Here is a 25669-nt window from a genome sequence, read left to right on the forward strand (position 1 = left end):
CGGAAAGGTGGGTGCAGACCTGCCGGCGTGAGCTGCTGGACCGCACCTTGATCTGGAACCAGCGGCACCTGCTCCACGCACTACGGGAGTTCGAAGAGTTCTACAACTCCCACCGGCCGCATCAGGGCATCGCCAACGCCCGTCCGCTGCACCCGCTGCCGGTGCCGATCACCGATCCGGAGCAGATCACCCGCCTCGACATACGAAAACGCGAACGACTCGGCGGCATCCTCCACGAGTACCAACATGCCGCCTGAACTGGGCGGATGAGGTTTTCGGCAGCAGCAACCTCCGCACCACCGCCGGGCATCGCCTCGAGACGACCATCCGCTTCACCGTCTGGGACCACGTCACCGAGAACATCTGCCGACCGGCCGCGGCCTGAACGGGCACCGGAACCACACCCCAGCACGCTTCGAAGCTCTACCGACCAGCCACCCGCCATCAATGTGACAACGCCAGCCAGGCCCCCACCCGACCCCTACATACCCTGACGCGCCCTCAATCGATCAACACCGCACCAACGTGACAACGCCCACATCGTGCCTTCGGGGAACGAGAGCACCCGGGGTCAATCGTTGCGGGCGAGGGCGTGACGGGGTGAACATCCGGCGGGAGAATGGAGCGCCGATCTCCCAACGCCGTAGAGTGCTTGGGGTCAATCAGTGGCCACGGCGACCACGATCGCGATCACCGTGGCGAGGACGGCCAGTCCGCCGAGGAGGAACAGGCCGAGGCCCGCGCAGTTCGCGGCGAAGTTTCCTACCGCGCGCCAGCCCTGGGGGGAGAGGCCGGCGATGCGGCGGGAGGGGGCTCTGGTGTACGGGGGGTWCTCGGCGTACGCGGGGATCTTGCCGTACAAGGCATCGGCGTCGTGCATGGGGCTTTCGTCGTATGCGGGGCCTTCGGCTCCTCGCGCCGGGTCTCCCGCGTGTTTCTCGGCCAGTTCCCGCCCCTGCTGCTGGTACGCCAGGACGATCCCCGCCCAGCGGTCCGGCATCCGGGACGCGCCCGTTCGGCCCACCGCTTCCGCCCGCTCCCGCAGCTCCCCCGGACGCGGCCGGTCCGCCGGATCGACCGCGAGACACGCTGACACCAGCCCGAGCAACGGCTCCGATACCCCTGCGGTGTCAACGGCGCCGCGTGCAACGAGTCCCAGCAGCCGTATGGGATCGCCGATGTCGGGGTAGGGCGCCCGGCCGGTCGCCAGGGTGCACAGCGTCGCGCCGAGCGCGTACACGTCTCCCGCCGGAGTCGCCGGTTCGCCGCGCGCCTGCTCCGGGGCTATATACGCGAGCGTGCCTAGCGTCAGCCGCGTCCGGGTCAGATCAGTGGCGTGCGAGATACCGAAGTCGATGACCTTGACGCCATCGGCCGGCAGCAGGATGTTCTGCGGTTTGAGGTCGCGGTGGACCACACCGGCCGCGTGTAGCGCCGTCAGAGCCGTCGCGCATTCAGCGGCCAGCCAGGCGGCGGTCACGGCGTCCACGGGCCCGCCTCGGGCGACGAGTTCGCCGAGGGAGGGCGCCGGTATGTACTCCGTTGCCAGCCACGGCCTCCGCGCCCCGGGGGCCGCGTCCAACAGCCGGGCCGTATGCCGTCCCGGCACCCGCCGGGCCAGGGCCGCCTCCCGCGCAAACCGCTGCCGGTCGGCGTCGCCAATCTCGTCCTCCACCAGCAGCGTCTTGACCGCCGCCAGTTCGCCCGTGACGGAGTGCACGGCGAGGTAAACGCGGCCCATGCCGCCGACGGCGAGCCGGCCCACCAGCCGGTACGGACCGAGGTCCGGCGGATCGGACCGGTGCAGCGGGCCCGGGGTCACACCAGGGCCAGACACAGCAGGTGCCCCCGTTCGGCGAACCGGTACTGCACGACGGCCTCTTCGGGGCAGCCCCTCTCGACCTGCGCGGAGGTGACAACCCGCAGCACCGCCCGCCCCGGGGGAGGCGTGCCGGAGCAGTCGACGGTAGTGGCGAAGACGGTGTCCCCGGTGATCGGCGTGACCTGGAGGACAGCGTTGTCCGTCGGCTCAGGCCCGAGCACGCACTCCCCGTCGGTGAACCTGCGCTCCAGGCACAGGCTGACCATGCCCACGCCGCTTTGTCGCGTCCACGCCATCGCCCCGTCACCGCCCATGCACCGCTCGACGAGCCCGCCCTTCTCCCGCGCGATCACCCTCCACGGCGCATTGGTCGCGGTGCGGCAATCGGCGGTCCGGGGTGCCTCGTCCGTCCAGCCGTGTTCGAAGTCGAGGTCGGTGGTGACGCAGTCGCCGGTCGCGACGGCGTCGAAGGCTCGATCGGCCTGGCTGTACCAGTAGTAGCCGTACGCGGCGCCGCCGGCCAGGAGCAGGAGGAGGGAGGCCATGACGGCCTGTACGGAGCGGACCAGGACACGGGCACCTCCGCTGGTGCCGGGGTGGTCGGCGGGTGTGGGGGTGGCTGCTTTTGTACGGGAGGGGGCTTCGGCCTCCGCTGCAACTCCTGTATGGAACGGCCCTTCGACCGCCGTACGCGCAGGGTCCCCGTGCGCGGTCTCGGTCACGGGCGCCTCCCGGAATACCCGCGTCGTCGCCGTCCCGTCCTGCGTCTTTTCGCGCAGCACCCGCGTCCGTGCCTCGTCCTCCGGCGCCTCGGCACGCGGGTCGGCGGCCAGGGCGCGGCCCTGACGTGCGTAGCCCTCAATCAGCCGCGTCCACGGCGTCGGCAGCCATCCGCCCGCGTCCGGCGCCGTCGGCATCTCGGCCAGCTCGAAGGCGAACCGCTCCAACAGTTCCTCCGCGCTCGGCCGGTCCTCAGGCGACAGCGCAAGGCAGGCGCGGACCACCGGCCCGAGTTCCTCCGGCAGCCCGGCCAGATCTGTGGCCGCCTCCGCCACGTACGTCAGCAGGAGCAGCATCTCGGTATCGGGCGGATAAGGGGAGCGCCCGACGGCGAGGTGGAAGAGGGTGGCGCCGAGCGAGTACACATCGGACGCTGCGGTGGAGGGCTCACCGCGCGCCTGTTCGGGGGACGTGAACGCGATGGTGCCCAGGGTGAGCTGGGTACGCGTCAAATCCGCCGCGTGCGAGATCCCGAAGTCAATGAGGCGCGGACCGGAAAGCTCCAGCAGCAGGTTCTGCGGCTTGACGTCCCGGTGCACGATGTCCTGCCGGTGCAACTCCACCAACGCCTCCAGCGCGCCGCGCGTCACCCAGCGGGCGGCCGTACCGCTCAACGGCCCAGCGCGGGACACGAGTTCGGAGACAGACGGCGCGGGCACGTACTCCGTCGCCATCCACGGCCGCTCCGCCTCCGGATCGGCGTCCAGCACCCGGGCGGTGCGCACTCCCTCCGCGCGCCGAGCAACCTTCACCTCGCGTGCGAACCGCCGCCGGTCCACATCACCGATGTACCCCTCGCCAAGAAGCGTCTTGACCGCAGCCAGCGATCCGTCGCCTCGTGACCGGGCGAGAAAGATCCGCCCCATCCCGCCCGCCGCGAGCCGTCCGAGCAGCGTGTACGTGCCGAGGTCCGTCGGATCGCCCTCCTCCAGCGGCTGGATCCTCGCCCCGCGGCCGGCCCCGAACGTCTCTCCCCCAGCGGTCAACGCCAGCCTCCCCCAGCTCCCCGTTTGCCGTCAGCCCCACGGTCGACCCCGCAGTGTAGCCAGGGGCCCTCATCCAGCAAAGTGGTCCTCGATCACGGCTGGCATCGCCCACCGCCCTTGGTTGACACTCCGCACCGGTTCTCGTTGTTTTCGGACCGGACAGGTGCTACGCCCGAAACACCTGGCCGACGAGCCGGCAAGTGTCACCCGCGTGGGTAGGAAGTCGTACTGAGGCTGATCCCTTGGAGTGGGCACCCTGACAATGGATCCCTCCCCCAGGAGCAGAGGGCCGACGGCGAGGGTGGCGCCCTGCGGCGAGGTCCGCTGCACGAGCCGGACCCGCGCGGGACTGCTGCGTCAGCCCTTCTGGCACCGGCTGTGCCCCGACCTCGCCGCCGACGACATCACCTGACCCCGCCGCGGTTCTACTGCGGCTGCAGTCCCGTCTGCGGATTACAGGTCTGGCACGGCTCGATGTCCGGCTCGGCCAGCGCGATTATCGCGTCCTCACGGCTGATGAACCCGAACTGGGCGCTGTACAGGCCGCGCCCTCCACGGTGCAGCAACGCCGTATCGCCCGACCGCTTCGGTGCGTCTTCCACGACTGCTCGGCCCGCGCCCGTTCCCGGGCACCCCGCTCCTGCCGCTCCTTGATCTCCAGCTCCCGGATCCGGCCCCTGACCTGACACAACTGCCACTCCAGCCAGGGCGTCCCGGGCCTTCCCGACGGCGCCGAGGATGCTGTCCAGCGCCGTCAGGCCAAGCAGGCCGGTGTTCGCGCGCCGAGCCGGTCGTGTTCGCGGGGCACGGTACGAGGCGCCGTTGCCGCGCAGCACGACCAGCCGGTACTCCTCAGTTCCCACCATGACGGCGGACACGCTACCGAGGGCGAGTGACACCGGCTGAGGCGCGCTGAGACACCGTCAGCGTTCCCCTTGCGCCCGGTCGCCGAGCGTCTGGACGGGGGTAACTCGCCAACCCCGCTTCCTGGCGCGGCCGATCTCGGGCCGCGAGCAGGCGGCTGTCGGAACCGCGGCCTACGGGACCTCAAGAGAGAATATTGTACTAGTGCAAAATATGTTTGCATCTAGTGCTAAGTCTGGTTAAGTTCAACGGCATGCCTACCTCCTTTCCCACACCAGTCACGCTCACCGGCCGCCACATACGCCTGGAGCCACTGACAATGGAGCATCTCGACGAGCTGTTCGCGGCGGGGGGCCGCGATGAGGAAGTCTGGAGGTGGCAGGGTGGGCCAGCGCCACAGACCCGGGAGGAACTGGGTGGCAAGCTCGCCGCGCTGTTGGAGGGCGCCGCGCGTCGTGAGTGCGTTCCCTTCGCAGTCATCCACGGCGCGAGCGGTCAGGCCGTCGGCTGGACCACATACATGGACATTGACGTGGCCAACGAACGGCTGGAAATCGGCTGGACGTGGTACGGGCGCGCGTTCTGGCGCACCCAGGTCAACGCCGAGTCGAAGCTGCTTCTCCTCACCCATGCTTTCGAGGACCTGAGCATGGGACGCGTGCAGTTGAAGACCGACCATCTCAATCACCGCTCGCAGGCGGCCATTGCTCGTCTTGGCGCGCACCGCGAAGGGGTCTTGCGCCGTCATCGCCGACGGCCGGACGGCACCTGGCGCGACACGGTGTACTTCTCGATCCTTGCCCAGGAGTGGCCTGCGGCCAAGGAACGTCTTGCCATCCGCCTCGAAGGGCACGGCCATCACAGATAGCGCCGACGCGCTGGAGGCTACATCGACGACGTCTACTACGACCGATGTCGAGCCCACGGGAAGACCCACACAGGCCCTCCTCCGCCTGATCCAGGTCGAACCCGAGGAACCGAGGGAGGACGGTACGCAGGTCCGCCCGAGGTGAACGGGGCCGACCCCGTCGTGACACCGTGGATGGAAGCCGGCCCCGACCGGCTCACCATCACCCGCGACGGAGTCATCGTCCACCAGGGCCCCTCGCCCTGCCCCTGTCTCGATGCGGGCCTCAGTTGTCGGCAACTGCTGGGCGGATCGCGTCGCGGTAGAGCTGGAAAAGGCTGACTCGCTCGCTCTCCTCTGTGTACTTGTCCAGGAGCGACCAGCTTTGCGCAACGAGTTCACGGGCCTGTGCGCCGGGCCAGGGCTGGGGCAGCAGTTCCGGCGGCAGGAGGGGGTCGGGCTCCATGGCACGGGTGAATTCGGCGGCCAGTTCGATGGCGATCGTCAGCCGCTGGGGGCTGGGGAGGTAAGTGTCTTCCTGGAGTCGGCGTAGCCGCGGTCGGGCGACGGAGGCGAGTCGCTGGTAGCGGTCGGCGATCTCGTTCTGTGGCCAGAGGTTGCGGGCGATTACGGCGGGGTCGTGTTCGTTGCCGTGGCGCAGGTTGTCCGTGGTCAACAGTGTGAGGTGGTCGAGGACATCGAGGTGGCGGGCTTGGTCTTCGACGTAGGGCTCCCAGGCGTTGGCGCTGATGTAGAGGCCGCCCTGTACGGGTGCGCCGCCGAGCCTGGTGAGAGCGGCTCGCAGGGCGTCGCGTGCGGAGCGGGCGGTCTCGGGGACCGCGAAGGCGACGAGGTGCCAGGTACCGTCCCAGGGGGCGAGGCCCGCGTCCTGCCGGAAGGCGTGTGCGACGAACTCGACGTCGGGCCCAAGAGTCTGCTCGGTGATGCCGGTGGCCCGCAGGACTGCTTTGCGTCCCCTGCCTTCCTGGGTGAACCGCCCTTCGGCGACCAGCCGCTTGACGCACAGCCTCACCTGTTGGTCGGTCATGCCGAGCAGCGGGGCGATGGCGTAGAGCTCGCCGGTGTCAACAGTGTTGTCGGTGCGGATCAGTGCCTCGACGAGTGTCCGGGTGGGGACCTGGACGGCTGATTCCGGAGTGCGGGGCAAATCCGTTCCAGGCATGGGGTGGTGGGCCTTTCGGGCGTCGTCGAGATGGTTGATCAAGGTGCCGCGTCAGGAGGCTGGATCGAGGAGCGATCGGAATCGATTCGATCGTTTACGGAACAGATTACCTTCGGCTCATGGGCTCTGGGAGTGAACGACTACCGCGACGAAGTTCTGATCGGGGGGCGCGAGGCCTGATCGTTATGGTCGCCCCGATCCAGACCGGGGCGACCATGTGGCCTACCGGCAGGCGTGTATAAGAGGTCGTTTCTTATGGCGGCACGGCTTGAATGAGGGCAAGCGATCGGTTCGCCGTGTGGGGGCTGCTCAGGGCAGCGGGGTATGAAGATGCATACTCATCTGAACGCGTGAGCGTGGGAAGAGTGGCTGATGTTTGCTGTCATGGTTGGAGCCGTCGTGGCGGGCTTCGGGATCTGCCTCGTGGCGAACCTGTGGAACCTCGCAGATCGGATCTTTTCCTACTATTCCTGCCGCGTTTCGATGGGAAGCGCTACGGCTGGGACGTTTCGTCTGGTGGGAGGAGGAGCGGTTCTGGGCGGTTCTGGGGGTGGGTTGGGGCTCCGGCTGTGAGAATCGTCGCCCCCGGACGTTTGTCGGTGAGGCGGGTTTCATGTTCAGCGGCTACCGCCACCGGCAAGGGTGGCGCTCTCGGGTTCGGGGCCCGTGCGTCCGGGGAGCACGGCCCGCTCGGTGCCTTCCCTCATCCCGGCGGAACGGTCGACGAGCGCGGCAGACCGAGCGACGACACAATGAAGGAAGCGGGCCCGGCTTCTGCTCACGCCCTGACAGGACGCTTTCGCCATTCGTCGCCGCTCAACAATTCGACCATCACCCACACCGCTGCGCAATGCGGACAGGGCGGCACGAAAGGCCGTTGTGCGGCTGCCTCCAGCCTTTCGGGCTGACGGCACGCACGCTCCCGACGGGCCGGCGGCACACCGTCCTTCTGGAAGCTGGTGTCGTCCACCACCCACACCTGCGGACGCACCACAGCCGCCGCTCGCCGGGCCAGCCCCGCACGGACCGTGCCCACCGGCCAGGTCGACGACGTCCAACTGCTGCAACTGCTGATGGTCCACACCCGGGCACCCAGCTTGTCATCCCTTCGTGTGCACATGGGCGTTCATAGCTTGCGGTGAAGAATGTGGAGGCCGACAGCACCGTGGCGGGGGGTGGTCGTACGCGTCGGGGACCGTGCCCAGGATCGTGAAGCCCAGGGACAGCCACAGCCGCAGCGTGGGGTTGGTCTTCACGAGGGCGTTGAACACCATGGCTGTGTAGTGCTGTGACCGCATAGGTTCGCCGGGTTGGCCTGCGAGGCGGCTGGAGTGTGAGACCTCCCGCGACGAGGGGAGGCGCCTATAAGATCATGGTCGGGGACTTGGGTGTCGGAGGGCGTGATGATGGAGAGACCGCAGATACGCCTCGGCAGCGATGATGCGTGGCTGGGGCGCTGTCACGTTGTTGAGTATGTGAGTGCCTGACGGCGTGTCGGGTGTGGTGGGGCCGGGTTCCGGCTCCGTGCTCACGCTGCGGTGGGCAGGCCGGCGACGCCGGTGACCTGATCCCAGATGGCGAAGCGGGTGATCATCTCAGCGCGGTATTCGGTGGCGGGCATCCGGTGGCGATAGGGCCTGAAGTGGGGTGAGATGCCGCTGAATGCGGACAGGAACTGCTGGGCTCCGCCGACGGAGCGGAAGCCTTTCATGGCGCGTTCGCGCTGCCTCGTCGGCTGATGACTGTTCTCGGCCCGATTGTTCAGGCCCTTGTGGGAACGGTGTTCTACGGAGGGCATGACCTCTCGGTGGGCCGCACCGTAGGAGCGGAGCTTGTCGGTGATGACCACGCGCGGCACGGCGCGGGTCTTCTTCAGGAGCTTGCGGAAGAAGCGCCGGGCCGCAGCCTTGTCCCTCCGGCCCTGGACCAGGATGTCGAGCACGTTGCCGTCGGCGTCGACGGCCCGCCACAGGTACTTCGGCTCCCCGTTGATCCTGACGAACACCTCGTCCAGATGCCATTTGTCCCCGGGCCGGGGCCGGCGGCGGCGCAGGCCGTTGGCGTAGGTCTGCCCGAACTTTGCGCACCAGCGGCGGACGGTCTCGTGGGAGACGGTCACGCCGCGCTCGAGCAGCAGCTCCTCCACCTCGCGAAACGACAGCGGGAAGCGGAAGTACAGCCACACGCAGTGCGCGATGATCTCCACCGGGTATCGGTGCCCCTTGTACGACGGCGGCGCGGACGACACGAGCGAACCCCTCCCCGGCACGACCAACTCCAAGATCATCCCAGGCCGGTCAGCCAACGTGACAACGCCCTGGTGAGAGTTCTCGGCCCGGTTGTTCAGTCCTTTGTGAGCGCGGTGTTCCACCGAGGGCATCGGCTTCCGGTGAGCGGCGCCGCAGGGGCGGAGTCTGTCGGTGACCGGCACCCTCGGTACCCGGCACTGCTTCTTCATCAGCTTGGCCATGAACCGCTTCGCGGCTCTGGTGTCCCGCCCGGACTGCACCAGGACGTCGAGGACGCTGCCGTCCTGGCCAACCGCCCGCCACAGGTACCGCCGCACCCCGTTGATCTCGATGAGGACCTCGTCGAGATGCCATGTGTCACCGGGCCGCGGCCGACGGCGGCGCAGCCCGTCGGCGTAGGCCTGGCCGAACTTCGCACACCACTGGCGGACGGTCTCGCAGGAGACGATCACGCCGCGTTGGAGCATCAGTTCCTCAACCTCGCGGTAACCGAGCGGGAACCGGAAGTACAACCACACGCAGTGGGAGATGACTTCGACCGGGTAGCGGTGCCCCTCGTACGACGGCGACACGCTCCCCACGGACGATCCCCCTCCAGCATGATCAACCCGAAGATCCAACCATGTCATCCGCCAACGTGACAGCGCCGCCCAAGCCCTTTCGGCGCTGGCCGAAGTGCCTGACGCAAAGGCACCTTGGCGTAGTGCGAGAGCGCGGAGAGGATGACACCTTCAGCCAGCCTCGCAATGGAGGACGTCTCGTGCTGCGCATTAATTTCACGTCTGAGGACCTCGTCCGGACACGCGTCGCGTCAACATGGGGGCCTCTCGGCGAGACTTTCTTTTCCCTGATGACTTTGCAGCAGCCCGGGTGTCGAGCCCTGTTCGGTGGGTGGCGCCAGAGCGTTCACGCCGAGTCCGACGCTTGCAGGCACCCGGCTTCCGCGCTCTTCCGCGAGGCGTTCCTGGACTTGTTCACAGTGACGGGAGCATCGGCCTCGATTGAGGAAGGTCTTGAAGCCTTGCGAGCGGCTCGGCCCGACTACCTTGACGCCGAGCTCGTCGGAGCGGTCCAGGCCCGTGCCCACTACTCGCGCTGCACGGGTCCCTGGGCGGGCACCGCGTGGGGAGACATTGCGCACGACCGCGCCGACCGCAAAGAACTGCTGGCCTATCTCCAGGACTCTCACCGCGCTGCCGTGGCCCCCTACTGGCCGCGCATCCTGTCGAGGTTAAGGGCTGAGCAGGCCAGTCATGCCCGCACACTCGCGGAGCACGGAGTCGAGGCGATGCTCGCCGGACTGCCGCCCGGATTCCGCTGGCAGTCCCCGACGCTAGAGATCGGCCGAGGCGCACTCACCGGTACGGTCGAACTGGCCGGCCGAGGCCTGCTGCTGGTTCCCTCCGCCTTCTGTCAAACCAGGCCCATCACGTACACCAGCCCGACCGACGACCAGGCACCCGTCGTGTTGTTTATCCCAGTCATACGGAGCATCTCCGACGCCGCCACCTTGCTGACCACACGGGAATCCGGGTCGGTGAAGGCCTTGTCGGCACTCCTCGGACGCACGCGCGCACATACTCTGGAGGCCATCAGCGAGGGATCCTGCACCACTGGGCAGCTGGCCGTGCGAATCTCCGCATCCCTGCCCACCGCGAGCGAGCAGGCCACCGTGCTTCGCCAAGCTGGCCTCATCGCCACCACCCGCCACGGCAGCGGCGTCCTTCACACACTCACTCCACTCGGCAGCGCATTGCTCGAGGGGAATTACTCGTCCGCCCAACGACACGACCGCCGCGGGTAGGCGCGCACGTCGCTCCGTTCCTGTACTTCTTGATCACGCGCAAGACCGGCCGCGAGGGCGGCGGATGTGTCACTCGCGAGTGGCTCAGGTCCCGGGATCGCGTCGGCAATTGCGGCCGCGGGCGCTGTCACGTTGGCTGGCTGGGTGGGATGACCTTCGGGTTGATCACGCTGGAGGGGGTTGTCCGTGACCCCGCCTGGACCGCAGCCGCTTCCTGTACCGGACCGGACACTGAGGTTGATCCCGGGGAGTGGACACCGGGTTTCATGCGACGCGTGACAGCGTATGTGTCGTGGTCAGTTGTTGTTCGAACTCGGCTGGTGTGAGGTAGCCGAGTTCGGAATGGCGACGGCGCCGGTTGTAGTACGAGAGCCAGCGGAATAGCTCGAGCCGGGTCTGTGCCTTCGAGGTCCAGCGGCGTCCGTGGAGCAACTCGCGCTTGAGGCCCTGGAAGAACGACTCGGCGAGGGCGTTGATCCCCCTATGGATGTCAAGCGGCATCTCGGGCTGGTCCCGTGCCGTTGGCCACGGTGTTTGTGGGGACGATGAGCCGGTAGATCTCTCGTGCGACGTACCGTTTGAGGCAGCGGATAATCTCGCGTTTGGTCTTGCCCTCCGCGAGGCGTCGCCGCAGGTAGTCCTGGGAACGCCCCTCCCATCGCAGGCGGCTGAGGACGATCCGGTAGAGGGCGGCGTTGGCCTGTCGGTCACCGCCTCGGTCGAGTCTGCGGCGCTGGGTCTTGCCGGAGGACGCTTCGACGGGGCTGGCGCCGCACAGGGCGGCGAAGGACGCCTCGTTGCCGAGGCGTCCGGGGTTGTCACCGGCCGGGATGAGCAGGACAGCGGCGCTGTCCGGGCCGACGCCGTGCACGTCGAGCAGATCAGAAGTAGTCGTTTTGATTGCTTCGGTTATCCGCTTGGTGAGGTCGTTGATCTCTTCGGTCAGGTGCTGGATGCGGCGGGCCAGCAGTTGCAGGGTATGACGCGCGGCTTCTGCTGGCCCAGAGTCGTTCTCCACACCGACAGGGGCGCCCAGTACAACGCGGCCGCCTTCACCGACGTCTGTAGCCGGTACGGCATCCGCCGCAGCATGGGCCGGGTCGGCTCGAGCTACGACTGTGAGGATGATCAGGTGTCGATCCGGGCCTGGCTGCGGCGCCGGGGCATCACGCACACCATCCCGGAACGGGCCGACCAGATCCGGAACCGCGCCCGGCGCGGCCGCCTCGGCGGACGCCCGCCAGAGGTCGTGCCAGACCTCGGAGTCGAACAGCGACCCACCGCGCAGGCCTCCGCCGACGGTGGCGGCCTGTTCGTGGACGTGCACGGTCAGCCCGGCACGGGCCATGGTGACGGCGGCGGCCAGACCGTTCGGGCCGCTGCCAACGATGGCGACGTCGGCGCGCGTCATGCCAGCGCTTCCTCGGCAGCAAACTGCTGGCCGGCAAGCCGCCGGTACACCTCGTCGGACTCGATGAGCTCCCGGTGGGTGCCGACCGCTCGCACGCGTCCCTTCTCCAGCACGATGATGCGGTCGGCTTGCACGATGGTGGACAGCCGGTGCGCGATGGCCAGCACGGCGCACTCGCGAGCGGCTTCCGTCATCGCGTCGCGCAGCGCGGCCTCGGTGTCGCTGTCCAGATGCGCGGTGACCTCGTCCAGCAAGATTACCTCCGGCCGCTGCAGCAGCGTGCGGGCGATGGCGAGCCGCTGCCGCTGGCCGCCGGAGAGGCCGGCGCCGCGCTCACCGAGCTCCGTGTCGAGCCCATCGGGTAGCTCGGCGACGAAGCCCTCCAAGCTAGCGAGCCGCAGCGCGCGGGCGATGTCGGCGGCGTCGGCCCCGGGGTTCGCATACGTCAGATTCGCGCGGATCGTGCCGCGCAGCAGCGGCGTGTCCTGCTCGACATAGCCAACCAGCGACCGTAGTTCGGCGAGCCTGAGGGGGGCGGTGTCGTGGCCCGCAACCTGGATCGTGCCGGAGTTCGGCCGGTAGAAACGTTCGATGAGCTGGAACGTCGTCGTCTTGCCGGCGCCGGAAGCACCGACGATCGCGGTCAGGCCGCGGCGCGGCAGGGCGAAGGAGACGTCCCGCAGCACCGGGGCGTTGTCGTGGTAGGAGAAGCTGACGTGCTGGAAGCGGACTGCGGGCGCCGACTCCGCTGCGGGCTCGCGTTCCTGCCGCTGCCCGGGTTCGGTGTCCACTTCCCCTTCCTCCTCCTGCGGGATCGTTCCCAGTTCCGTCACGCGCTGGACGGCGGCACGGCCCTGCTGGATCTGGCCGATCGCCAGGAAGAGCAGCACCAGCGGCGTCACCAGGTAGAAGAGGTACATCACGAACGCGGTGAGGTCGGCGGCTGGCAGTGACCCCGTGGCGACTCGGGACATGCCCCAGGAGATGACGACGGCGAGCGTGAGCTGAGTGCCGACGTTCATCGCCGGAGTGAGCAGCGAGCTGAGCCCAGCGACCCGGATCCCGCTGCGCCGCGCCCGGTCAGCCAGCCGTGCCAGTTCCTGGGTCTCCCGTTCCTCGGCGCGTGACGCCTTGACCGTGGTGAGGGCGCCGAGCACCCGCTGCAGGCCCGAACCGAACGCGCCGATGCGCTCCCGGTTCCGCAGGGCGGCGATGCGCACCTGGCGGGCCAGCAGCAGCGCGCCGCCACAGGCCAGGCCGAGGCAGCCGACGGTGGTGAGCAGCAGTTGCCAGTCGAGCCTCGCCATCAGCAAGATGCCGCCGCCCACCATGAACACGGAGGTAGCCATCTGCGCCATCGCCTGGGCAATGACCAGGCAGGCGATGGAGGTGTCGGACACGGTGCGCGCGAAGATGTCACCGTGCTCCAGACGCGAGAAGTGCGGGATCTGGCTGCGCAGCAGGCGACCGCCGAGGGTGCGCCGGGCGTCGAAGACGATGTTCTCGCCGGCCCGGCCGATCGCGTAGGCATGTCCGGCGCTCAGGCCCGCGTCGGCGAGGAAGAACAGCACGATGAACGTGATGGGCCAGGCGATCGCCTTGTCCAGGGCCACGGCTTCGATCAGCCGACCTAGCATCCAGGGCTGGGCGAGCTTGGCAGCCGCTCCGGCCAGGCCCATGCCCAAGCCGAGGACCAGCAGAACCCAGTGGCGGCGGACCGTCTCCCGGAGGTTCATGCTGGCTTGAGGTAGGACGCGACGAACAGGCCGGACGCGGGAACGTAGTCGGTCCGCTGCCAGTCGCTGTAGTGGCCCTCGGGCCGCAGCCCGGAGTCCTGGGTGTAGAGATCCACCTCGTCCGGCGTGAGCAGGCGCGTGGTCTCGGTACCGATGCGGTGGGTGCCGTCCGCCTCGAACAACAGGGTGGACACCTGCCAGATCCGGTTGTCCGCCAGGAGCGTGGCGTGCATTTGGATGCCGGTGTCCGGCTCCGGATAGGGCACGAACATCGTGGAGTGCGCCAGCCCCTGGTGCAGGATCACGACGCCGGGACGGTTGTGCGTCTCGATCAGCAGCCGGCCACCGGGGCGCAGGTGTTCGGCCGCGCGGGCGATGACTTCCCGCTGTCCCTCGGGGTCGAGGATCAGCGAGAGCGTGGAGCAGACGCAGTAGACGAGGCCGTACCGCCGTTCGGCGCGCCAGGTCCGGATGTCGCCGAGCTGTGCGGTCACCTCGCCCTCGTCGGCCTTCTTCTCCAGAGCCGCCAGCATCTCCTGCGAGGAGTCCACACCGGTGATCGGGCCGACCCGGTGCGACAGCGGCAACGCGATGCGGCCGGTGCCGACGCCGAGCTCCAGCGTGCCCCAATCCGGGTTGGGGTGGAATCCGGCCACGGCGTCGACGGTGGCCCGTGTGAGCGCGTCGTTCTGGAAAATCCGGTCGTACCAACCCGCGAACTGCCTGCCGTAGCCGATATCCGTGATCGTCATGAGTTCTCCGTTTCTGTGGTCGCGGCGTGCCGGTATAGCGCGTCCACGCAGTTCATGCGGCGAGGGCGGCAGTAGGCCGAGGCGTGGCAGCCAGCTCGCGCCGACGCTGTGACAGCACGTAGTGGATCGCCGGATGCGTGGCGCCGAAGGCGAGAGTGAACCGGTTGAGCCCCATGAACTCGCCGATGCCGAGGTGGAACGACGTCATCGTGGCGAGGTAGGCGCGGGCGGCGGGTTTGGGGAGCACGTAGATGAGGGGGAAGCCGCACTCGATGGCGATCGTGCCCCAGCACAGTGCCTTGGAGATCACCGGGTAGCGGGTGAGGAGCTGGTGGGCGCGCGGGTCCCCGTAGTTCTTGGTTCGCAGCACCCCGGCCACGGCGTCTCCCTTCAGCCAGACCGGGGAGACGGCCTTCACCAGCCCGGAGGCGACGTAGGACAGCGAGGTCTCCAGCGCCAGCGTCCGCATGGCGAGGTCGTCGGCCTGCTCGCGTTCGCGGATCAGCCCGGTGGAGGCCATCGTGACGTTGATGACCTGCTGCAGTTGGTCGGCGCCGTCGCGGCCGAACGGAATGAAGGTTGACTGCGCGCTTTGCAGGGCGGCCAGCGTCGCGCCGCCTGCGATCCGCAGCGGCCGGTTCCTGGGCCACAGGAAGGTGGCCGCCGACACTGCGGCCTGCGTGCCGAAGACCGCGTAGGGGAACGCCCTGGACGCCAGCGCGCGGTTCACCTTGGGGTATCGCTTCGCGAGCCACGGATGGAAGGCCTCGACCTGACTTCCCAGCAGGTCGCCTTTCACGAACCGCTTGTGCTGGCTGAGTGTCTCCAGCGCCGCGACGAACGTTCCGGCGGAGGCGATGCGGCGTGCTGTGGTGGGTGGGTCTAGCGGGGTGAGGGACGAGGCCACCCGGGTCAGGCGACGGAACACGGGGTCTCCTTACGGCGGTGTTGTGGTGGGAATTAGGTGCCGGGGACAGGACGGTGCCTGTCCCCGGCCGCCGGCGGTCCCGGCTGGGTGAGGTCAGCGGCACTCGGTTTCGCAGCTGGGAGTCAGTAGTTGTTGCGGTCGACGTAGTTGGCGATGTTCGCCGCCAGCATCCCCGTCGCGACGGCGAAGACCTCGACGGCGAGGACGGTGGTCGGGGTGGCCATCACGGGGTCCGCGGGGGTGTCCAGACGGGCGGCGTCGGTCTCCGAGAGCATCCCCGGAGCGATGTCGGTCAGGGACTGGTTGGCGAACTGGGCAACGAGAGACATCTGGTCCCTTTCTTCGTGATCCTTGTGGCGGATCTCTTGGCGGTCTTTTCCGATGGAGCAGTGACTGCTCCCCAGCGGGGCGGTGACGCCCGTCTCGGCTGGGGGTTCCGCTCTCACGCGCGAACACGGCGGCGTGAGGGCGAAACTTCCGGCCGATGCGGTCTTACCGTGCGGCTGCGTCCGCGGGCAGCGGGTCGCGGAGGGGAAGGTGCTCGGAGGCGAACAGGGGCTCCACCGCGTGTTGTTCGAGCTCGGGGTGGGCGCGCAGCAGCATGAACTGGGTGTGGTCGGCGCCCGGTTCGTGCGGGATCCGGGTGGTCAGGTAGCCCTGGAGGATTCGGTAACCGGGGCTGGAGACGATCCGGCCCATGTCCGCCGACGACTCGTTGGCCGCCTTGATGATGACCTGGAGCGCGTCAAAGAGGACCTTGGGGGCGCGGTTGCCCGCGTTCCAGGCCAGGGCGTACCAGGGCCGGTCCGGGGTCACCTCGATCTCCCTCCAGGGGGCCGCCGTGCCGCCGGTGATGTCCCGGTAGAGCAGGTGCGAGTCCGACACCCCGGGATTGGGGCCGAAGAACCTCCAGTTGGGTGCCCGGAAGAGGCGCAGGGGACCCTTCGCGAGCAGGTGGTCGAACCTGCTGTCGGGAAGCTGGCCGGCGGCGGTGCTGACCAGCCACGCCGCGAGCCCGGTGGATACCGCTGTGTACACGGCACGCTGCCCGTTCATGGCCTGCTCCCGGGGACGATCAGCTCGGCGAGGGTCTTCGCGTGTGTCTCCTCCGCGACGACTCCCATGTGGTCGGCGTCCTCACACACGTGGTGCCAGGAGGATTCCGACAGCTCCAGCATCCGTTCCTGCGACGTGCGGTGCTTCACGGCACTGCGTGTGCCCTGCAGCGCCGTCACCAAGTGCAGCGGGACGGTCAGCCTCTCGACGGGAGGGTAGGCGAGCGCCGCCATGTACTCGCGGTACGCGGTGGCCCACACGCTCGGCATGGCGTGGTACGCGGTGAGGCTTTCCTTGATGTCCTCGGCATAGTGCTCGCGAGCCAGGGTCATCGGACGCAGGACGTTGAGCCCGGAGGCGGCCCACAGGCATTCCAGCAGCAGCCGCTGCCGCGTCCACCAGTCGGGTAGCTCGTGGAGGCTGGCCTGCAGGTCGGCGATGATCGTGGGATCCACCATCACCACGTGGGACAACCCCGCGTCGCCGCGCGACTCGGCGTACGCGGCGGCCAGGTAGCCGCCGATGGAGTGCCCGACCATCACGACGGGCACTCCGTCGAGGTAGCGCTCACGCAGCTCGTCGACGATCCGGAGCTGTTCTTCCAAGGTGGCCTCGGGCCGGGGGCTGCTGAGCCCGTGGCCCGGCCGGTTGTAGCCCACGCAGGCCGCGTTCTCGGGCAGGTGCTCGCGCACCCAGGTCCACTGCTCGTGCGGAAGGCCAAGACCGTTGAAGAAGATCACACCGAATTCGGCGTCCGGCGGTCGCCGGTGATCGATCTCGACCACACTGCCATCGGCGCGAGTCATCGTGGAAAACGCCGCCATCCGTTGGCGCTTCCCAAGAAACCGCGTCCGCGCACCGGTCGCCCAACTGCCGACGCACAGTGCCGCCACGCCGATGGCGAACTTCCGTTCGATTGACATCGTCCTTACTACTGGCACGCCCATCTTCTCTCCTCTTGCGTCCCAAGAGCCGGTCGTGATCCTGGCCAGACGGCAGTCGCACGGAAGGCGGGTCATCCCGGCCACCGGTGCGTCAGCCGACCGGGCTGGGCCTGTATGCATGGGCCCGCTGTATGTCTCGCCGTGCCGTAGCGACGGTTTGGTCGGCCGGGCACCACAGAGACTGCTGACCGTCGGCGGGCCGAAGCAACGACAACCGGCGGTCCCGGACAGACGCGGGCTGTCCGGGCTGGTCAGGGCCTTGTCCGGATTGCGCCTCGGACAGTGGGGCATGGCGGAATCCACCATTGTCCCGTGCGTCATGACCACAGCAAGATGACGCCATGGGGAACCCGGGGGAGTTATCGCCGTACGAAGCTCAAGACACTGCCGGCTTTATCGAGTCGATGCAGCAGCTCAAGGAACGTTCGGGGCTGACGTATCGCGAATTGGAAGAGCGGGCCGCCCGAAGCGGTGACGTGCTGGCGCGCAGCACGCTGGCCGACACACTGCGACGGACGAGCCTGCCGTCGCCCGACGTACTGGCCGCGTTCTTCCGCGCCTGCGGGGACGAACAGCGGGTCGGCGCCTGGCTGGATGCCAGGGACCGGACCGCCGCAGATATCGCTGCCGTGCCCGCCACGACGCCCGACCTCGAAGCAGAAGCTCGACCGCAGACCGAAGAATCCACGGGCTCCGGCGGAGCCATCAGTTGGGGCATAGGTCAGTCAACGACTCCCCATCTTGTCGCGCAGTTGTAGGGAGTGCCGGTGAACCCATTCTGGATGCACGAGCTCATGAGATATTTGAGACCGCTGTAGATGAGGTCTGCGTCCACGAAGAGCTCTCTTACACAGCCGTTGTTACTGCCGTTGGCGTCCTGCACTTCGTAGTAGCCGCCGGCGTTGGTTGAGATGGTGGTGACCGCGCGACGGCTGTCGCCCGGTCCCATGTCGCATGCTTCGACGATGGCGGTGGAACCGCCAACAGCGGCGTATCCGCGGTTGTATCCGCCTTGCGCCGACTGGTAGCTGTTCAGGTAGAAAATGTCGGCCGTGGCGGGGGTTGCCATGAGGAGGGAGACGGACACAGCGCTCGCCGCCAGCCCTATGGATAGAACATTTCTACGCCTGCGCATCGATTCTCCCGAGGTTCCTGTTTTCTCTGAGGTCTTCGGCGACAGCGAGCCATTTCCGACTTGCCTGGATGGGCTCCTTGCCGCGCTAGCAAGACGATCCTGAAGGCTGCCCCCGCCGACCGGCCACCCCTTTCGGCCTCGGCCGAAGCGCCTGACGCAAAAGGATCTAGCCTGAGAGTGCGGTACGTGACCTTCCGTCCAACTTGTCATCGCTCGATGGTGTGACGTTGAGGCATCGCTGCCGGTCAGGAGTTCGGGGTTCGCTTGGGTTGTGGCATGAGCATGCGCAAGCCGTACCCGAGCGATCTCACCGACGAGCAGTGGGAGCTCGTCGAACCCGTGATCACGGCATGGAAGGCCCGGCATCCGTCAGTCAGCGGGCATCAGGGCAAGTACGCGATGCGGGAGATCGTGAACGCGATCCTCTACCAGAACCGCACGGGGTGTCAGTGGGAGTTCCTGCCGCACGACATGCCCCCGCCCGGAGCGGTGAAGTACTACTTCTACCTCTGGCGCGACGAGGGCACCGACCAGGACATTCATGACCTGCTGCGCTGGCAGCTGCGGGAGAAGCGGAAGCGATTGGCCGACCCGGGCCTGGTGGTCCTGGACACGCAGAGCATCCACGTCTCCGTCGGTGTCCCGGCCACGACGACGGGCCGGGATGCCGCGAAAAGGGTGCCGGGCAGGAAGAGATGCCTGGCCGTGGACGTACTGGGCCTCGTCATCGACTGCGTCGTCCTGCCCGCCTCGGCACACGAGAACACCGCCGGCATCGCCCTGCTGGACGGTGTCGCCGGGCAGTGCGACACGGTGGCCAAGGCCCTGGTCGACCAGGGCTTCAAGAAGAAGGTCGTCGATCACGGCAAGAACGTGGGCATCGACGTCGAGACCGTCGAGCGCAACCCGGACGACAAGGGCTTCGTCCCGCAGGCCAAGCGGTGGATCGTGGAGCAGACGAACGGGATCCTGATGTTCTACCGCCGTCTCGTGCGCGACTACGAACACCGCCCCGCCTCCTCCCGCTCCCGCGTCCTGTGGGCGATGACCTCCGTCATGAGCCGCCGCCTCACCGGTGCCACCCTCGCCTCCTGGAGGACCGCATGAGCGAGAACCCACAGGTCAAATCCATCCTGGAACACATCGAGACCCGCGAGCGCGAACTGGCCGACCAGGCCGAGCAGTTGAGGACCAGTGTCGAGGAACTCACCCGGCAGCTCGGCGAACTCGACGCGGAGAGCGAGAATCTGCGCATCACCCGCAAGACGCTCCTCGCCCTCCCCATGCCTCCACCCGATGCCGAGCCGGAGCGTCCCGGCATCCCGGACCACCCCGCCCACCAGCAGATCCTCACCGCCCTGACCGACGCGGGCCGGCCGATGCGCGCCCGCGACCTCTGCCAGGCCCTCGACCTGCCGATCCTCCCGAAGAACACCGAAGGCATCCGCTCCAAACTGAAGCGCCCGGCCAGCCGAGGCATCCTCGTCGAAACCGAACCCGGCTTGTTCGCCCGCCCCGAAGCTTGAGGGCCAGCCTCACTCCGTGACCAGCACTCCTTCTCCAACCTCAACCACGAAACGGACAAGAGCTCACGTTCCGCACTCTCAGAAGTCCTCCTTGCCGGCAGTCCGCGTGGCCCGCGCCGTGGAGCAGCAAGCCGAGTGAGAGCATCGCGGACAGGCTGAGCAGCACCGTGGACCAGAACCAGAAACGTACCCATGTATCGGGGACAGGCAGGAGGATCGCCAGCACGGCCGGATACAGGACCAGCAGCCACCCCAGCCGCCGCTCCGTTTTGGACTGTTGGTGCAGCCGTCTGGCTGTCCTCTCGCCCTGCCCGGCGGCCCCACTGGTGATCAGTCTCAGCCCGTCGGCGATGGTCAGCCGACACGTATGCACGAGCGTCACGATCATCGTGAGGAGCAGGGCGAGCCCCAGTAACTGGGCCCATTCGGGCACTCTGGGATGGCCTGGTGTGGTGACCATCAGCATGGGCACCGCGAACAGCAGGGTGCTCAGCGCCTCGAAGGCGAAGAGCCGGGTGGCGGGGGTGCGGGGCCTGGACACCAGCGACTCCTTGGATGGAAGTCTCCGGTGGCCGCAGGGGCAACCGATCGCTTGGGGGCGGTGTGAATCCGTCATGACTTCGGCTGCGCTTCGCCGACGTCCGCGCGGACGGACCCGTCGGAGATGGACTGGTGCGGGCCGACGCGCGGCGCCGTCAGTACGTACTCACCCGGGTCGATGGCTCGGGTCCGACGGCGAAACTGCCAGGTCGATGCGGGCCAGATGGTGGTGACACGGCCAGTGCGGTCCTGGTACCAGCCGGAACAACCGCCCGAGGCCCAGACGGTGGGGGCCATCCGGTTCTGCAGTTCGGCGTTGTACGCGTACTGCGTCTCCGCGCGCACGTCCACGGAGCCCAGACCGCGGCTCTGCATCAGCTGCAGGGTGCTGACGAGGTAGTTGATCTGCGACTCGATCATGTAGATGAGGCTGGTGTGTCCCACGCCCGTGTTGGGTCCTGCCATCAGGAACAGGTTGGGGAATCCCGCGACGGTCGCTCCGAGGTGTGCCTGTGGGCTGCCTTGCCAGACCTCGTTCAGGGACCGTCCGTCACCACCTATGACGCGCTGCGCGTAGGAGGCGTCGGTGACACGGAATCCGGTTCCGAAGATCAGTACGTCCACTGGATGTGTGGTGTCGGCGGATGCGGCGCCACCGGGTGCGGCTTGCGTGCCGCTGCGCGGGGTGGTGAGGACCGTGTTCGGTCCGACGCTCACGATCGGGTCGGTGACGACGTGGACGTTGGGTTGAACCAGTGCCGGGTAGTAGTTGTCGGAAAGCAGGACCCGCTTGCAGCCCAGTGCGTAGTCCGGGGTCAGCTTGGACCGCAGCTCGGGGTCTTTGACCTGGTGGTGCAGGTGGGACAGTGCCTCCCGCCGCCCCAGTGCGGCCATGGTGCGGTTGCCGAGCAGTGCCGGCAACGTGGCCTCCCGGGTCATGTACTCCCAGCCTCGCGCCAGTCGCTGCACCGGCGGGGCCAGCCGGAACAGGCGACGCTGCCACGCCGGTACCGGCCGATCCCGGCGCGGGGCGATCCATGACGGAGTGCGCTGAAAGACAGTCACCTGCTGGGCCGTGCGTTGCAGGTGAGGGATGAACTGGACGGCGCTCGCGCCGGTGCCGATCACGCCCACCCGCTTGGCAGACAGGTCCAGGTCGTGCCTCCATCCGGCGGAGTGGAACGCTTCTCCGGTGAAACCCTCCAGGCCGGGCAGTGAGGGGATGGCCGGCTCCGAAAGGGGCCCTTGGGCCATCACGAGCAGTCCGGCGCTGAGCGGTCCGGTGCTGGTGTCCAGGTCCCAGCGCAGCCGCTCGGCGTCCCAGGTGGCGCGCTGCAGTTCGCAGCCGAACCGAAGGCGGGGCGTCAGGCCGTATCGGGCGACGCAGCGCTTCAGGTACCGCTCGATCTCTTCCTGAGGCGCGAAGCGCCTGCTCCAGGTGGGGTTGGGCGCGAACGAGAACGAGTACAGACGCGAGGGCACGTCACAGGCGCACCCGGGATAGGCATTGTCCCGCCACGTCCCGCCGACCTCATCGGCCCGCTCCAGTACCAGCAGGTCGCGGTAGCCCTCCTGCAGCAGCCGGATGGCTGTTCCGAGGCCCGCGAATCCCGCGCCGACGATGACGACGGATACATGTCCGGGTGAGGCTCCGGCTGCTTCGTGCTGGGCCGGGCTCGTGGTGTGCGGGTCGGTCATGATTCTCCTCCACTCAAAAGAATGCTCACATCTGTGACGATCGTTTGAGCTACGATCGTATCTCACACGATGAATGGAGTGGTGAATGAAGATTCTGGCTCTCGGAGGCCCTGGAGCAATGGGTGCCGTAGCGGTACGTGTGGCGGCCGGACTCCCCGGCGTCACCGAGATCGTGGTGGCCGACCGGAACCCGGAGGCGGCCCGGACGCTGGTGCGCCGGCTCAACGGGGACGGCACGGATGGCGCGCCGATGCGTGCACTGAAGGTGGACGTGACCGATAGCGGCGCCCTGCACGCCGCTCTGGAGGGCGCGGACGTTGTCCTCAACACCGTCGGCCCGTACTACCGCTTCGGCCTGACCGTGCTGCGAGCCGCGATCACGACCGGCACCCACTACCTGGACATCTGCGACGACTGGGAGCCGACCCTGCAGATGCTCGACCTGGACGAGGAGGCCCGGGCCGCCGGGGTCCGTGCCGTGGTGGGAATGGGCGCCAGCCCCGGCGTCAGCAATCTGCTGGCCACACGTGCCGTCCGGCAGCTGGACCATGTCCAGGATCTGTACACCGCATGGCCCGTCGACGTCTCCGGCAGCGGTGGGGACGACGAGCAGCTGAGCGACCCAGACGGGCGCCCCAGTGCGGCCGCCGTGCACTGGATGGAGCAGATCAGCGGGAAAGTCGCGATGGTCAGCGACGGACGGCTCGTCCACCGGCGGCCACTCCGGCCGGTCGCCCTCTCCGTATCCGCCGGACACACCGGCACGGCCTACACCGTCGGCCACCCCGAGCCAGTCACCCTGCACCGAAGCTTCCGACCGGCCGGCGAAGCCGCCAACCTCATGGTCGTCACCCCGGGCACGATTGCCTACCTCGACGTCCTGCGCCGCGACATCGACGCCGGAAAACTCACCAACGAGACCGCGGCAGCCGAACTCGCCAAGCCCTCGGTGTCCCGCGCGCTGCGGGCCACCGCAGGCGCCGTGACCCGCAAGGGGCCCGGCTCACTGCCCCCGTTCTTCGCTACCGCCACGGGCACCCGCGACGGCCGCCGCGTCACCGCCCTGGCCCGGCTCGCCGATACACCCGGCGCCTCGGCGCTGCTCAACGACATGGCGGAGGCAACCGGTCTGCCCCTGGCGCTGGGGCTCGCGCAACTACTGGACGGAACCGGTGGCCACCTCGGCGTCCACCCGCCGGAGACAGCCATCGACGCCGACCGCTTCTTCCTCGACCTGGCACGCCACGTGCCCGACCTTCCTGGCGACGACGGCCCTCGCGACGGCGTGATCATCGACGTGACCCCGACCCAGTGAAACGCAACAGGAGACACAACGTGCCATCAAGAAAAGCCACCACACCCCCCGACGGCTTCATCGACGTCGCGGGACGTACCGTTCACTACACCGCGACGGGCAGTGGCCCACCGGTGCTCCTGCTGCACGGTCTGGACCGCAGCGTGGCGGACTGGGCACCGCTCCAGGCCGCCCTGCCCGACCACCGGCTCATCGCAATCGACCTCCCGGGGTTCGGCCGGTCGCAGCCCCTGCCGGACTGCCGGCTCGCCTCACTGGCCGGGCATGTCGAGCGGGTGCTCGACCGACTCGGCCTCACGTCCGCGGTACACGTGGTCGGCAATTCCCTCGGCGGCGCCATCGCGATGCAGCTCACCGTTCATGCCCCCGCGCGCGTGTCCTCGCTGACACTGCTCAACAGCGCCGGATTCGGCCGCGAGGTCACCTGGGCGCTGCGTATCCTCGACCTGCCGCTGCTCTGGCGGCTGCTTCTGCGCCCCGATGAGGGAAACGCACAGTTGGCGGAGCGTTCCCTCTTCCACGATCCGGACTTCGCGACCCCCGAACGGATAGCCGCAGCACTGGATCTCGCCCACCGTGAAGGAGCGGCCCGGACACTGCGACAGGTGGCCCGCGAACTCGGTTCCTGGCGCGGCGTACGTTCCAGTTGGCGCACGAAACTGCTCGTAGAGGTCTCGGCGCTCGATACCCCGACGCTGGTTGTCTGGGGGACCCACGACCGCATCCTCCCCGCCCACCATCTCATCAACGCCGCGTCCACCCTGCCCCGGGCACGTACCCACCTCTTCCCGCGAACCGGTCACCTGCCGCAGATCGAGCGCACTGAAGAGACAGCCGCCCTGCTCAGCTCGTTCTGGAACAACCTGTGAAGCGCGTCGCACGAGGGCTTGGCGGCGGGTGCAACGCGCAGGTCCCGAACCCGGACCGCCTTACTGATCGTTTCAGAATGAGGTTCGGAGTCGTCTCAAACAGATGATGCTGCAGGCGAGTTGGAGCAGTCCGAGGTGGAGGTCGGCGCGTATCTCGTAGCGGATCCGGAGCCGCTTGAACTGGTGGAGCCAGGCGAAGGTGCGCTCGACGACCCACCTGGTCTTGCCCAGGCCGGAGCCGTGGGCTGCGCCCTTGCGGGCGATCTTGGGTGTGATGCCGCGGGCCCGGAGAAGGCGGCGGTACTTGTCGTAGTCGTAGCCGCGGTCCGCGAACAGTCGGCGCGGCCGGTGCCTCGGCCGCCCGCGGATGCGGGGTATCGCGTCCAGCAGGGGCATCAGTCGAGTGACGTCGTGACGGTTTCCGCTGGTCAGCGAGACGGCCAAGGGGGTGCCGTGCCTGTCGACGATCAGGTGGTGCTTGCTGCCTGGACGCGCGCGGTCGACCGGCGAAGGTCCGGTGTGAGCCCCCCTTTGAGAGCCCGGACATGAGAGCCGTCGACTGCCGCGTCGTCCATGTCCAGCAGGCCCGCGGCCCGCAGCTCGGCGAGCAGTACCTCGTGCAGCTGCGGCCAGACGCCGGCCTCGGTCCAGTCCCGCAGCCGACGCCAGGCCGTCACACCGCTGCAGCCGACCTGTTCGGCCGGAACGTCCCGCCAGCTCACGCTCTTGCACAGCACGTAAACGATGCCCCGCAACGCAGACCGGTCATCCGCCGGCAACCGTCCGGGATACCGATGCCGCCGCGGCGGACGAGCAGGCAACAGCGGGGCCACACGTTCCCACAGGTCATCAGGCACAAGATCAGCAGACACCCAACAGATTTTGCCGACACAACACCCAACTGCCAATACCCACAACGAACTTCATTCTGAAACGATCAGTTAGACGTCGTTTCTTATGGCGTTGTCGTTCGTTGAAAAGTGCATGACGGATCTGGTTGAGCGGTTGGTGCCGGACGAGTTGTGGGTGCTGTTTCGGCGGGTGGTGCCGCCGACGGAGGTGAAGCGTCCGCAGGGTGGGGGTCGGCGTCGGGCGGGTGACCGTGAGGCCCTGGCCGCGATCGTGTTCGTGGCGACGTCAGGCTGCACGTGGAGGCAGTTGCCTCCGGTGTTCGGTCCGTGCTGGCAGACGGTGTACCGACGTTTCGCCCAGTGGAGCCGGGAC

At 68.1% G+C, this 25669-nt stretch carries 26 protein-coding genes and 5 pseudogenes; 11 read left to right on the forward strand and 20 right to left on the reverse strand.

Annotation, left to right across the window (positions count from 1 at the left end):
• Positions 1–257: integrase core domain-containing protein (locus EAO76_RS24495; protein ID WP_148838101.1), on the forward strand; the 257-nt coding region annotated here is incomplete at its 5' end.
• Positions 258–658: 401 nt separating this feature from the next.
• Here EAO76_RS24495 and EAO76_RS24500 read toward each other — a convergent pair.
• Both EAO76_RS24500 and EAO76_RS24505 read right to left on the reverse strand, forming a co-directional pair.
• Positions 659–1822 carry a serine/threonine-protein kinase gene (locus tag EAO76_RS24500; protein WP_148838102.1) on the reverse strand — a complete coding sequence of 388 codons (1164 nt, stop codon included), beginning with the start codon at positions 1820–1822 and terminating at the stop codon, positions 659–661.
• The gene (locus EAO76_RS24505; protein ID WP_262375716.1) at positions 1819–3588 is read right to left on the reverse strand and encodes a serine/threonine-protein kinase; all 1770 of its coding nucleotides are present in this window, start codon (positions 3586–3588) and stop codon (positions 1819–1821) included. Before EAO76_RS24505 ends, EAO76_RS24500 begins: the two co-directional genes overlap by 4 nt.
• 262 nt (positions 3589–3850) lie before the next feature.
• On the opposite strand from EAO76_RS24505, the gene EAO76_RS24510 reads away from it, so the two are divergent.
• Positions 3851–4000, forward strand: coding sequence for a hypothetical protein (locus EAO76_RS24510; RefSeq protein WP_399462701.1), 150 nt, complete (start codon positions 3851–3853; stop codon positions 3998–4000).
• A gap of 13 nt (positions 4001–4013) precedes the next feature.
• Here the strand turns inward: EAO76_RS24510 and EAO76_RS46590 are convergent, their stop codons facing one another.
• The gene (locus EAO76_RS46590) at positions 4014–4454 is read right to left on the reverse strand and encodes a DUF6233 domain-containing protein (RefSeq protein ID WP_262375717.1); all 441 of its coding nucleotides are present in this window, start codon (positions 4452–4454) and stop codon (positions 4014–4016) included.
• A gap of 251 nt (positions 4455–4705) precedes the next feature.
• Between EAO76_RS46590 and EAO76_RS24520 the strand changes: the two genes are divergently transcribed.
• Positions 4706–5320: a GNAT family N-acetyltransferase gene (locus EAO76_RS24520; RefSeq protein ID WP_148838104.1), complete on the forward strand. Its 615-nt coding sequence runs from the start codon at positions 4706–4708 to the stop codon at positions 5318–5320.
• Positions 5321–5585: 265 nt separating this feature from the next.
• On the opposite strand, the gene EAO76_RS24525 is transcribed toward EAO76_RS24520, so the two are convergent.
• From EAO76_RS24525 to EAO76_RS24545, 4 genes and pseudogenes are all read right to left on the reverse strand, one after another.
• The gene (locus EAO76_RS24525; RefSeq protein WP_148838105.1) at positions 5586–6482 is read right to left on the reverse strand and encodes a PaaX family transcriptional regulator C-terminal domain-containing protein; all 897 of its coding nucleotides are present in this window, start codon (positions 6480–6482) and stop codon (positions 5586–5588) included.
• 1126 nt (positions 6483–7608) lie between these two features.
• Positions 7609–7777, reverse strand: a pseudogene (locus EAO76_RS46595) (GNAT family N-acetyltransferase); the annotation flags it as partial.
• A 233-nt stretch (positions 7778–8010) separates the two neighbouring features.
• Entirely contained in the window at positions 8011–8769 is a 759-nt protein-coding gene (locus EAO76_RS24540) for an IS6 family transposase (RefSeq protein ID WP_148838130.1), read from the reverse strand.
• Between the two features lie 33 nt (positions 8770–8802).
• Positions 8803–9312, reverse strand: a pseudogene (locus EAO76_RS24545) (IS6 family transposase); the annotation flags it as partial.
• Positions 9313–9581: 269 nt separating this feature from the next.
• Here EAO76_RS24545 and EAO76_RS24550 point away from each other — a divergent pair.
• Positions 9582–10535: a winged helix-turn-helix domain-containing protein gene (locus EAO76_RS24550; protein ID WP_148838106.1), complete on the forward strand. Its 954-nt coding sequence runs from the start codon at positions 9582–9584 to the stop codon at positions 10533–10535.
• Positions 10536–10799: 264 nt separating this feature from the next.
• Here EAO76_RS24550 and EAO76_RS24555 read toward each other — a convergent pair.
• Positions 10800–11009, reverse strand: a pseudogene (locus EAO76_RS24555) (integrase core domain-containing protein); the annotation flags it as partial.
• Positions 11010–11025: 16 nt separating this feature from the next.
• The gene (locus tag EAO76_RS24560) at positions 11026–11709 is read right to left on the reverse strand and encodes a transposase (RefSeq protein WP_399462715.1); all 684 of its coding nucleotides are present in this window, start codon (positions 11707–11709) and stop codon (positions 11026–11028) included.
• On the opposite strand from EAO76_RS24560, the pseudogene EAO76_RS24565 reads away from it, so the two are divergent.
• Positions 11671–11778: pseudogene (locus EAO76_RS24565) on the forward strand (IS5/IS1182 family transposase); the annotation flags it as partial. The gene EAO76_RS24560 and the pseudogene EAO76_RS24565 overlap by 39 nt on opposite strands.
• 30 nt (positions 11779–11808) lie before the next feature.
• Here EAO76_RS24565 and EAO76_RS24570 read toward each other — a convergent pair.
• The 7 genes and pseudogenes from EAO76_RS24570 to EAO76_RS44800 form a co-directional block, all read right to left on the reverse strand.
• A pseudogene (locus EAO76_RS24570) lies at positions 11809–11946 on the reverse strand (NAD(P)-binding protein); the annotation flags it as partial.
• The gene (locus EAO76_RS24575) at positions 11943–13682 is read right to left on the reverse strand and encodes an ABC transporter ATP-binding protein (protein ID WP_148838107.1); all 1740 of its coding nucleotides are present in this window, start codon (positions 13680–13682) and stop codon (positions 11943–11945) included. The gene EAO76_RS24575 and the pseudogene EAO76_RS24570, both read right to left, overlap by 4 nt.
• Positions 13679–14434: a trans-aconitate 2-methyltransferase gene (locus tag EAO76_RS24580; protein ID WP_148838108.1), complete on the reverse strand. Its 756-nt coding sequence runs from the start codon at positions 14432–14434 to the stop codon at positions 13679–13681. Before EAO76_RS24580 ends, EAO76_RS24575 begins: the two co-directional genes overlap by 4 nt.
• 52 nt (positions 14435–14486) lie before the next feature.
• Positions 14487–15362 carry a hypothetical protein gene (locus EAO76_RS24585; RefSeq protein ID WP_262375718.1) on the reverse strand — a complete coding sequence of 292 codons (876 nt, stop codon included), beginning with the start codon at positions 15360–15362 and terminating at the stop codon, positions 14487–14489.
• Positions 15363–15484: 122 nt separating this feature from the next.
• Positions 15485–15691 (reverse strand): linaridin-like RiPP, encoded by a 207-nt coding sequence (locus EAO76_RS24590; protein ID WP_148838109.1) that lies wholly within the window; start codon positions 15689–15691, stop codon positions 15485–15487.
• Positions 15692–15854: 163 nt separating this feature from the next.
• Positions 15855–16418, reverse strand: coding sequence for a hypothetical protein (locus EAO76_RS24595; RefSeq protein ID WP_148838110.1), 564 nt, complete (start codon positions 16416–16418; stop codon positions 15855–15857).
• Positions 16415–17224, reverse strand: a complete 810-nt coding sequence (locus tag EAO76_RS44800) for an alpha/beta fold hydrolase (RefSeq protein WP_187438778.1) — start codon at positions 17222–17224, stop codon at positions 16415–16417. Before EAO76_RS44800 ends, EAO76_RS24595 begins: the two co-directional genes overlap by 4 nt.
• Positions 17225–17766: 542 nt before the next feature.
• Here EAO76_RS44800 and EAO76_RS46600 point away from each other — a divergent pair.
• Positions 17767–18120, forward strand: a complete 354-nt coding sequence (locus EAO76_RS46600) for a hypothetical protein (protein ID WP_262375719.1) — start codon at positions 17767–17769, stop codon at positions 18118–18120.
• On the opposite strand, the gene EAO76_RS24610 is transcribed toward EAO76_RS46600, so the two are convergent.
• A complete protein-coding gene (locus EAO76_RS24610; RefSeq protein ID WP_148838112.1) occupies positions 18084–18431 on the reverse strand; it encodes a hypothetical protein in 348 nt (115 codons plus the stop codon). The two genes, EAO76_RS46600 and EAO76_RS24610, sit on opposite strands and share 37 nt — an antisense overlap.
• A gap of 342 nt (positions 18432–18773) precedes the next feature.
• On the opposite strand from EAO76_RS24610, the gene EAO76_RS24615 reads away from it, so the two are divergent.
• Positions 18774–19604: an IS5 family transposase gene (locus EAO76_RS24615; protein ID WP_148838113.1), complete on the forward strand. Its 831-nt coding sequence runs from the start codon at positions 18774–18776 to the stop codon at positions 19602–19604.
• Positions 19601–20023, forward strand: coding sequence for a hypothetical protein (locus EAO76_RS24620; RefSeq protein ID WP_148838114.1), 423 nt, complete (start codon positions 19601–19603; stop codon positions 20021–20023). The genes EAO76_RS24615 and EAO76_RS24620 overlap by 4 nt, the downstream gene beginning before the upstream one ends.
• A 40-nt stretch (positions 20024–20063) precedes the next feature.
• On the opposite strand, the gene EAO76_RS24625 is transcribed toward EAO76_RS24620, so the two are convergent.
• On the reverse strand, positions 20064–20564 hold the full coding sequence (locus tag EAO76_RS24625) for a hypothetical protein (RefSeq protein WP_148838115.1): 501 nt from the start codon (positions 20562–20564) through the stop codon (positions 20064–20066).
• A 71-nt stretch (positions 20565–20635) separates the two neighbouring features.
• Positions 20636–22261, reverse strand: a complete 1626-nt coding sequence (locus tag EAO76_RS24630) for an NAD(P)/FAD-dependent oxidoreductase (RefSeq protein WP_148838116.1) — start codon at positions 22259–22261, stop codon at positions 20636–20638.
• Between the two features lie 85 nt (positions 22262–22346).
• On the opposite strand from EAO76_RS24630, the gene EAO76_RS24635 reads away from it, so the two are divergent.
• Positions 22347–23576, forward strand: coding sequence for a saccharopine dehydrogenase family protein (locus EAO76_RS24635; protein WP_148838117.1), 1230 nt, complete (start codon positions 22347–22349; stop codon positions 23574–23576).
• Between the two features lie 20 nt (positions 23577–23596).
• Positions 23597–24445: an alpha/beta fold hydrolase gene (locus EAO76_RS24640; protein WP_148838118.1), complete on the forward strand. Its 849-nt coding sequence runs from the start codon at positions 23597–23599 to the stop codon at positions 24443–24445.
• A 72-nt stretch (positions 24446–24517) separates the two neighbouring features.
• Here EAO76_RS24640 and EAO76_RS24645 read toward each other — a convergent pair.
• Positions 24518–25317, reverse strand: a protein-coding gene (locus EAO76_RS24645; protein WP_187438779.1) for an IS5 family transposase whose coding sequence is annotated in 2 segments (ribosomal slippage) — positions 24518–24978 and positions 24978–25317 — 801 coding nt in all. Because the reading frame shifts where the segments join, the coding sequence is not laid out codon by codon here.
• A 112-nt stretch (positions 25318–25429) separates the two neighbouring features.
• On the opposite strand from EAO76_RS24645, the gene EAO76_RS24650 reads away from it, so the two are divergent.
• On the forward strand, positions 25430–25669 hold a 240-nt coding region (locus EAO76_RS24650; RefSeq protein ID WP_148838132.1), incomplete at its 3' end, for a transposase.

The sequence above is a fragment of the Streptomyces sp. sk2.1 genome (genome assembly GCF_008120935.1).
GTDB lineage: Bacteria > Actinomycetota > Actinomycetes > Streptomycetales > Streptomycetaceae > Streptomyces.

Coding starts and splice junctions, on each gene's coding strand:
- EAO76_RS24510 (WP_399462701.1), top strand. CDS start 3,851: ATGGATCCCTCCCCCAGGAGCAGAGGGCCGACGGCGAGGGTGGCGCCC.
- EAO76_RS46590 (WP_262375717.1), bottom strand. CDS start 4,454: ATGGTGGGAACTGAGGAGTACCGGCTGGTCGTGCTGCGCGGCAACGGC.
- EAO76_RS24580 (WP_148838108.1), bottom strand. CDS start 14,434: ATGACGATCACGGATATCGGCTACGGCAGGCAGTTCGCGGGTTGGTAC.
- EAO76_RS24620 (WP_148838114.1), top strand. CDS start 19,601: ATGAGCGAGAACCCACAGGTCAAATCCATCCTGGAACACATCGAGACC.
- EAO76_RS24610 (WP_148838112.1), bottom strand. CDS start 18,431: ATGGCAACCCCCGCCACGGCCGACATTTTCTACCTGAACAGCTACCAG.
- EAO76_RS24525 (WP_148838105.1), bottom strand. CDS start 6,482: ATGCCTGGAACGGATTTGCCCCGCACTCCGGAATCAGCCGTCCAGGTC.
- EAO76_RS24635 (WP_148838117.1), top strand. CDS start 22,347: ATGAAGATTCTGGCTCTCGGAGGCCCTGGAGCAATGGGTGCCGTAGCG.
- EAO76_RS24520 (WP_148838104.1), top strand. CDS start 4,706: ATGCCTACCTCCTTTCCCACACCAGTCACGCTCACCGGCCGCCACATA.
- EAO76_RS44800 (WP_187438778.1), bottom strand. CDS start 17,224: ATGACTCGCGCCGATGGCAGTGTGGTCGAGATCGATCACCGGCGACCG.
- EAO76_RS24630 (WP_148838116.1), bottom strand. CDS start 22,261: ATGACCGACCCGCACACCACGAGCCCGGCCCAGCACGAAGCAGCCGGA.
- EAO76_RS24595 (WP_148838110.1), bottom strand. CDS start 16,418: ATGAACGGGCAGCGTGCCGTGTACACAGCGGTATCCACCGGGCTCGCG.
- EAO76_RS46600 (WP_262375719.1), top strand. CDS start 17,767: ATGCAGCAGCTCAAGGAACGTTCGGGGCTGACGTATCGCGAATTGGAA.
- EAO76_RS24615 (WP_148838113.1), top strand. CDS start 18,774: ATGAGCATGCGCAAGCCGTACCCGAGCGATCTCACCGACGAGCAGTGG.
- EAO76_RS24540 (WP_148838130.1), bottom strand. CDS start 8,769: ATGATCTTGGAGTTGGTCGTGCCGGGGAGGGGTTCGCTCGTGTCGTCC.
- EAO76_RS24550 (WP_148838106.1), top strand. CDS start 9,582: ATGACTTTGCAGCAGCCCGGGTGTCGAGCCCTGTTCGGTGGGTGGCGC.
- EAO76_RS24590 (WP_148838109.1), bottom strand. CDS start 15,691: ATGTCTCTCGTTGCCCAGTTCGCCAACCAGTCCCTGACCGACATCGCT.
- EAO76_RS24575 (WP_148838107.1), bottom strand. CDS start 13,682: ATGAACCTCCGGGAGACGGTCCGCCGCCACTGGGTTCTGCTGGTCCTC.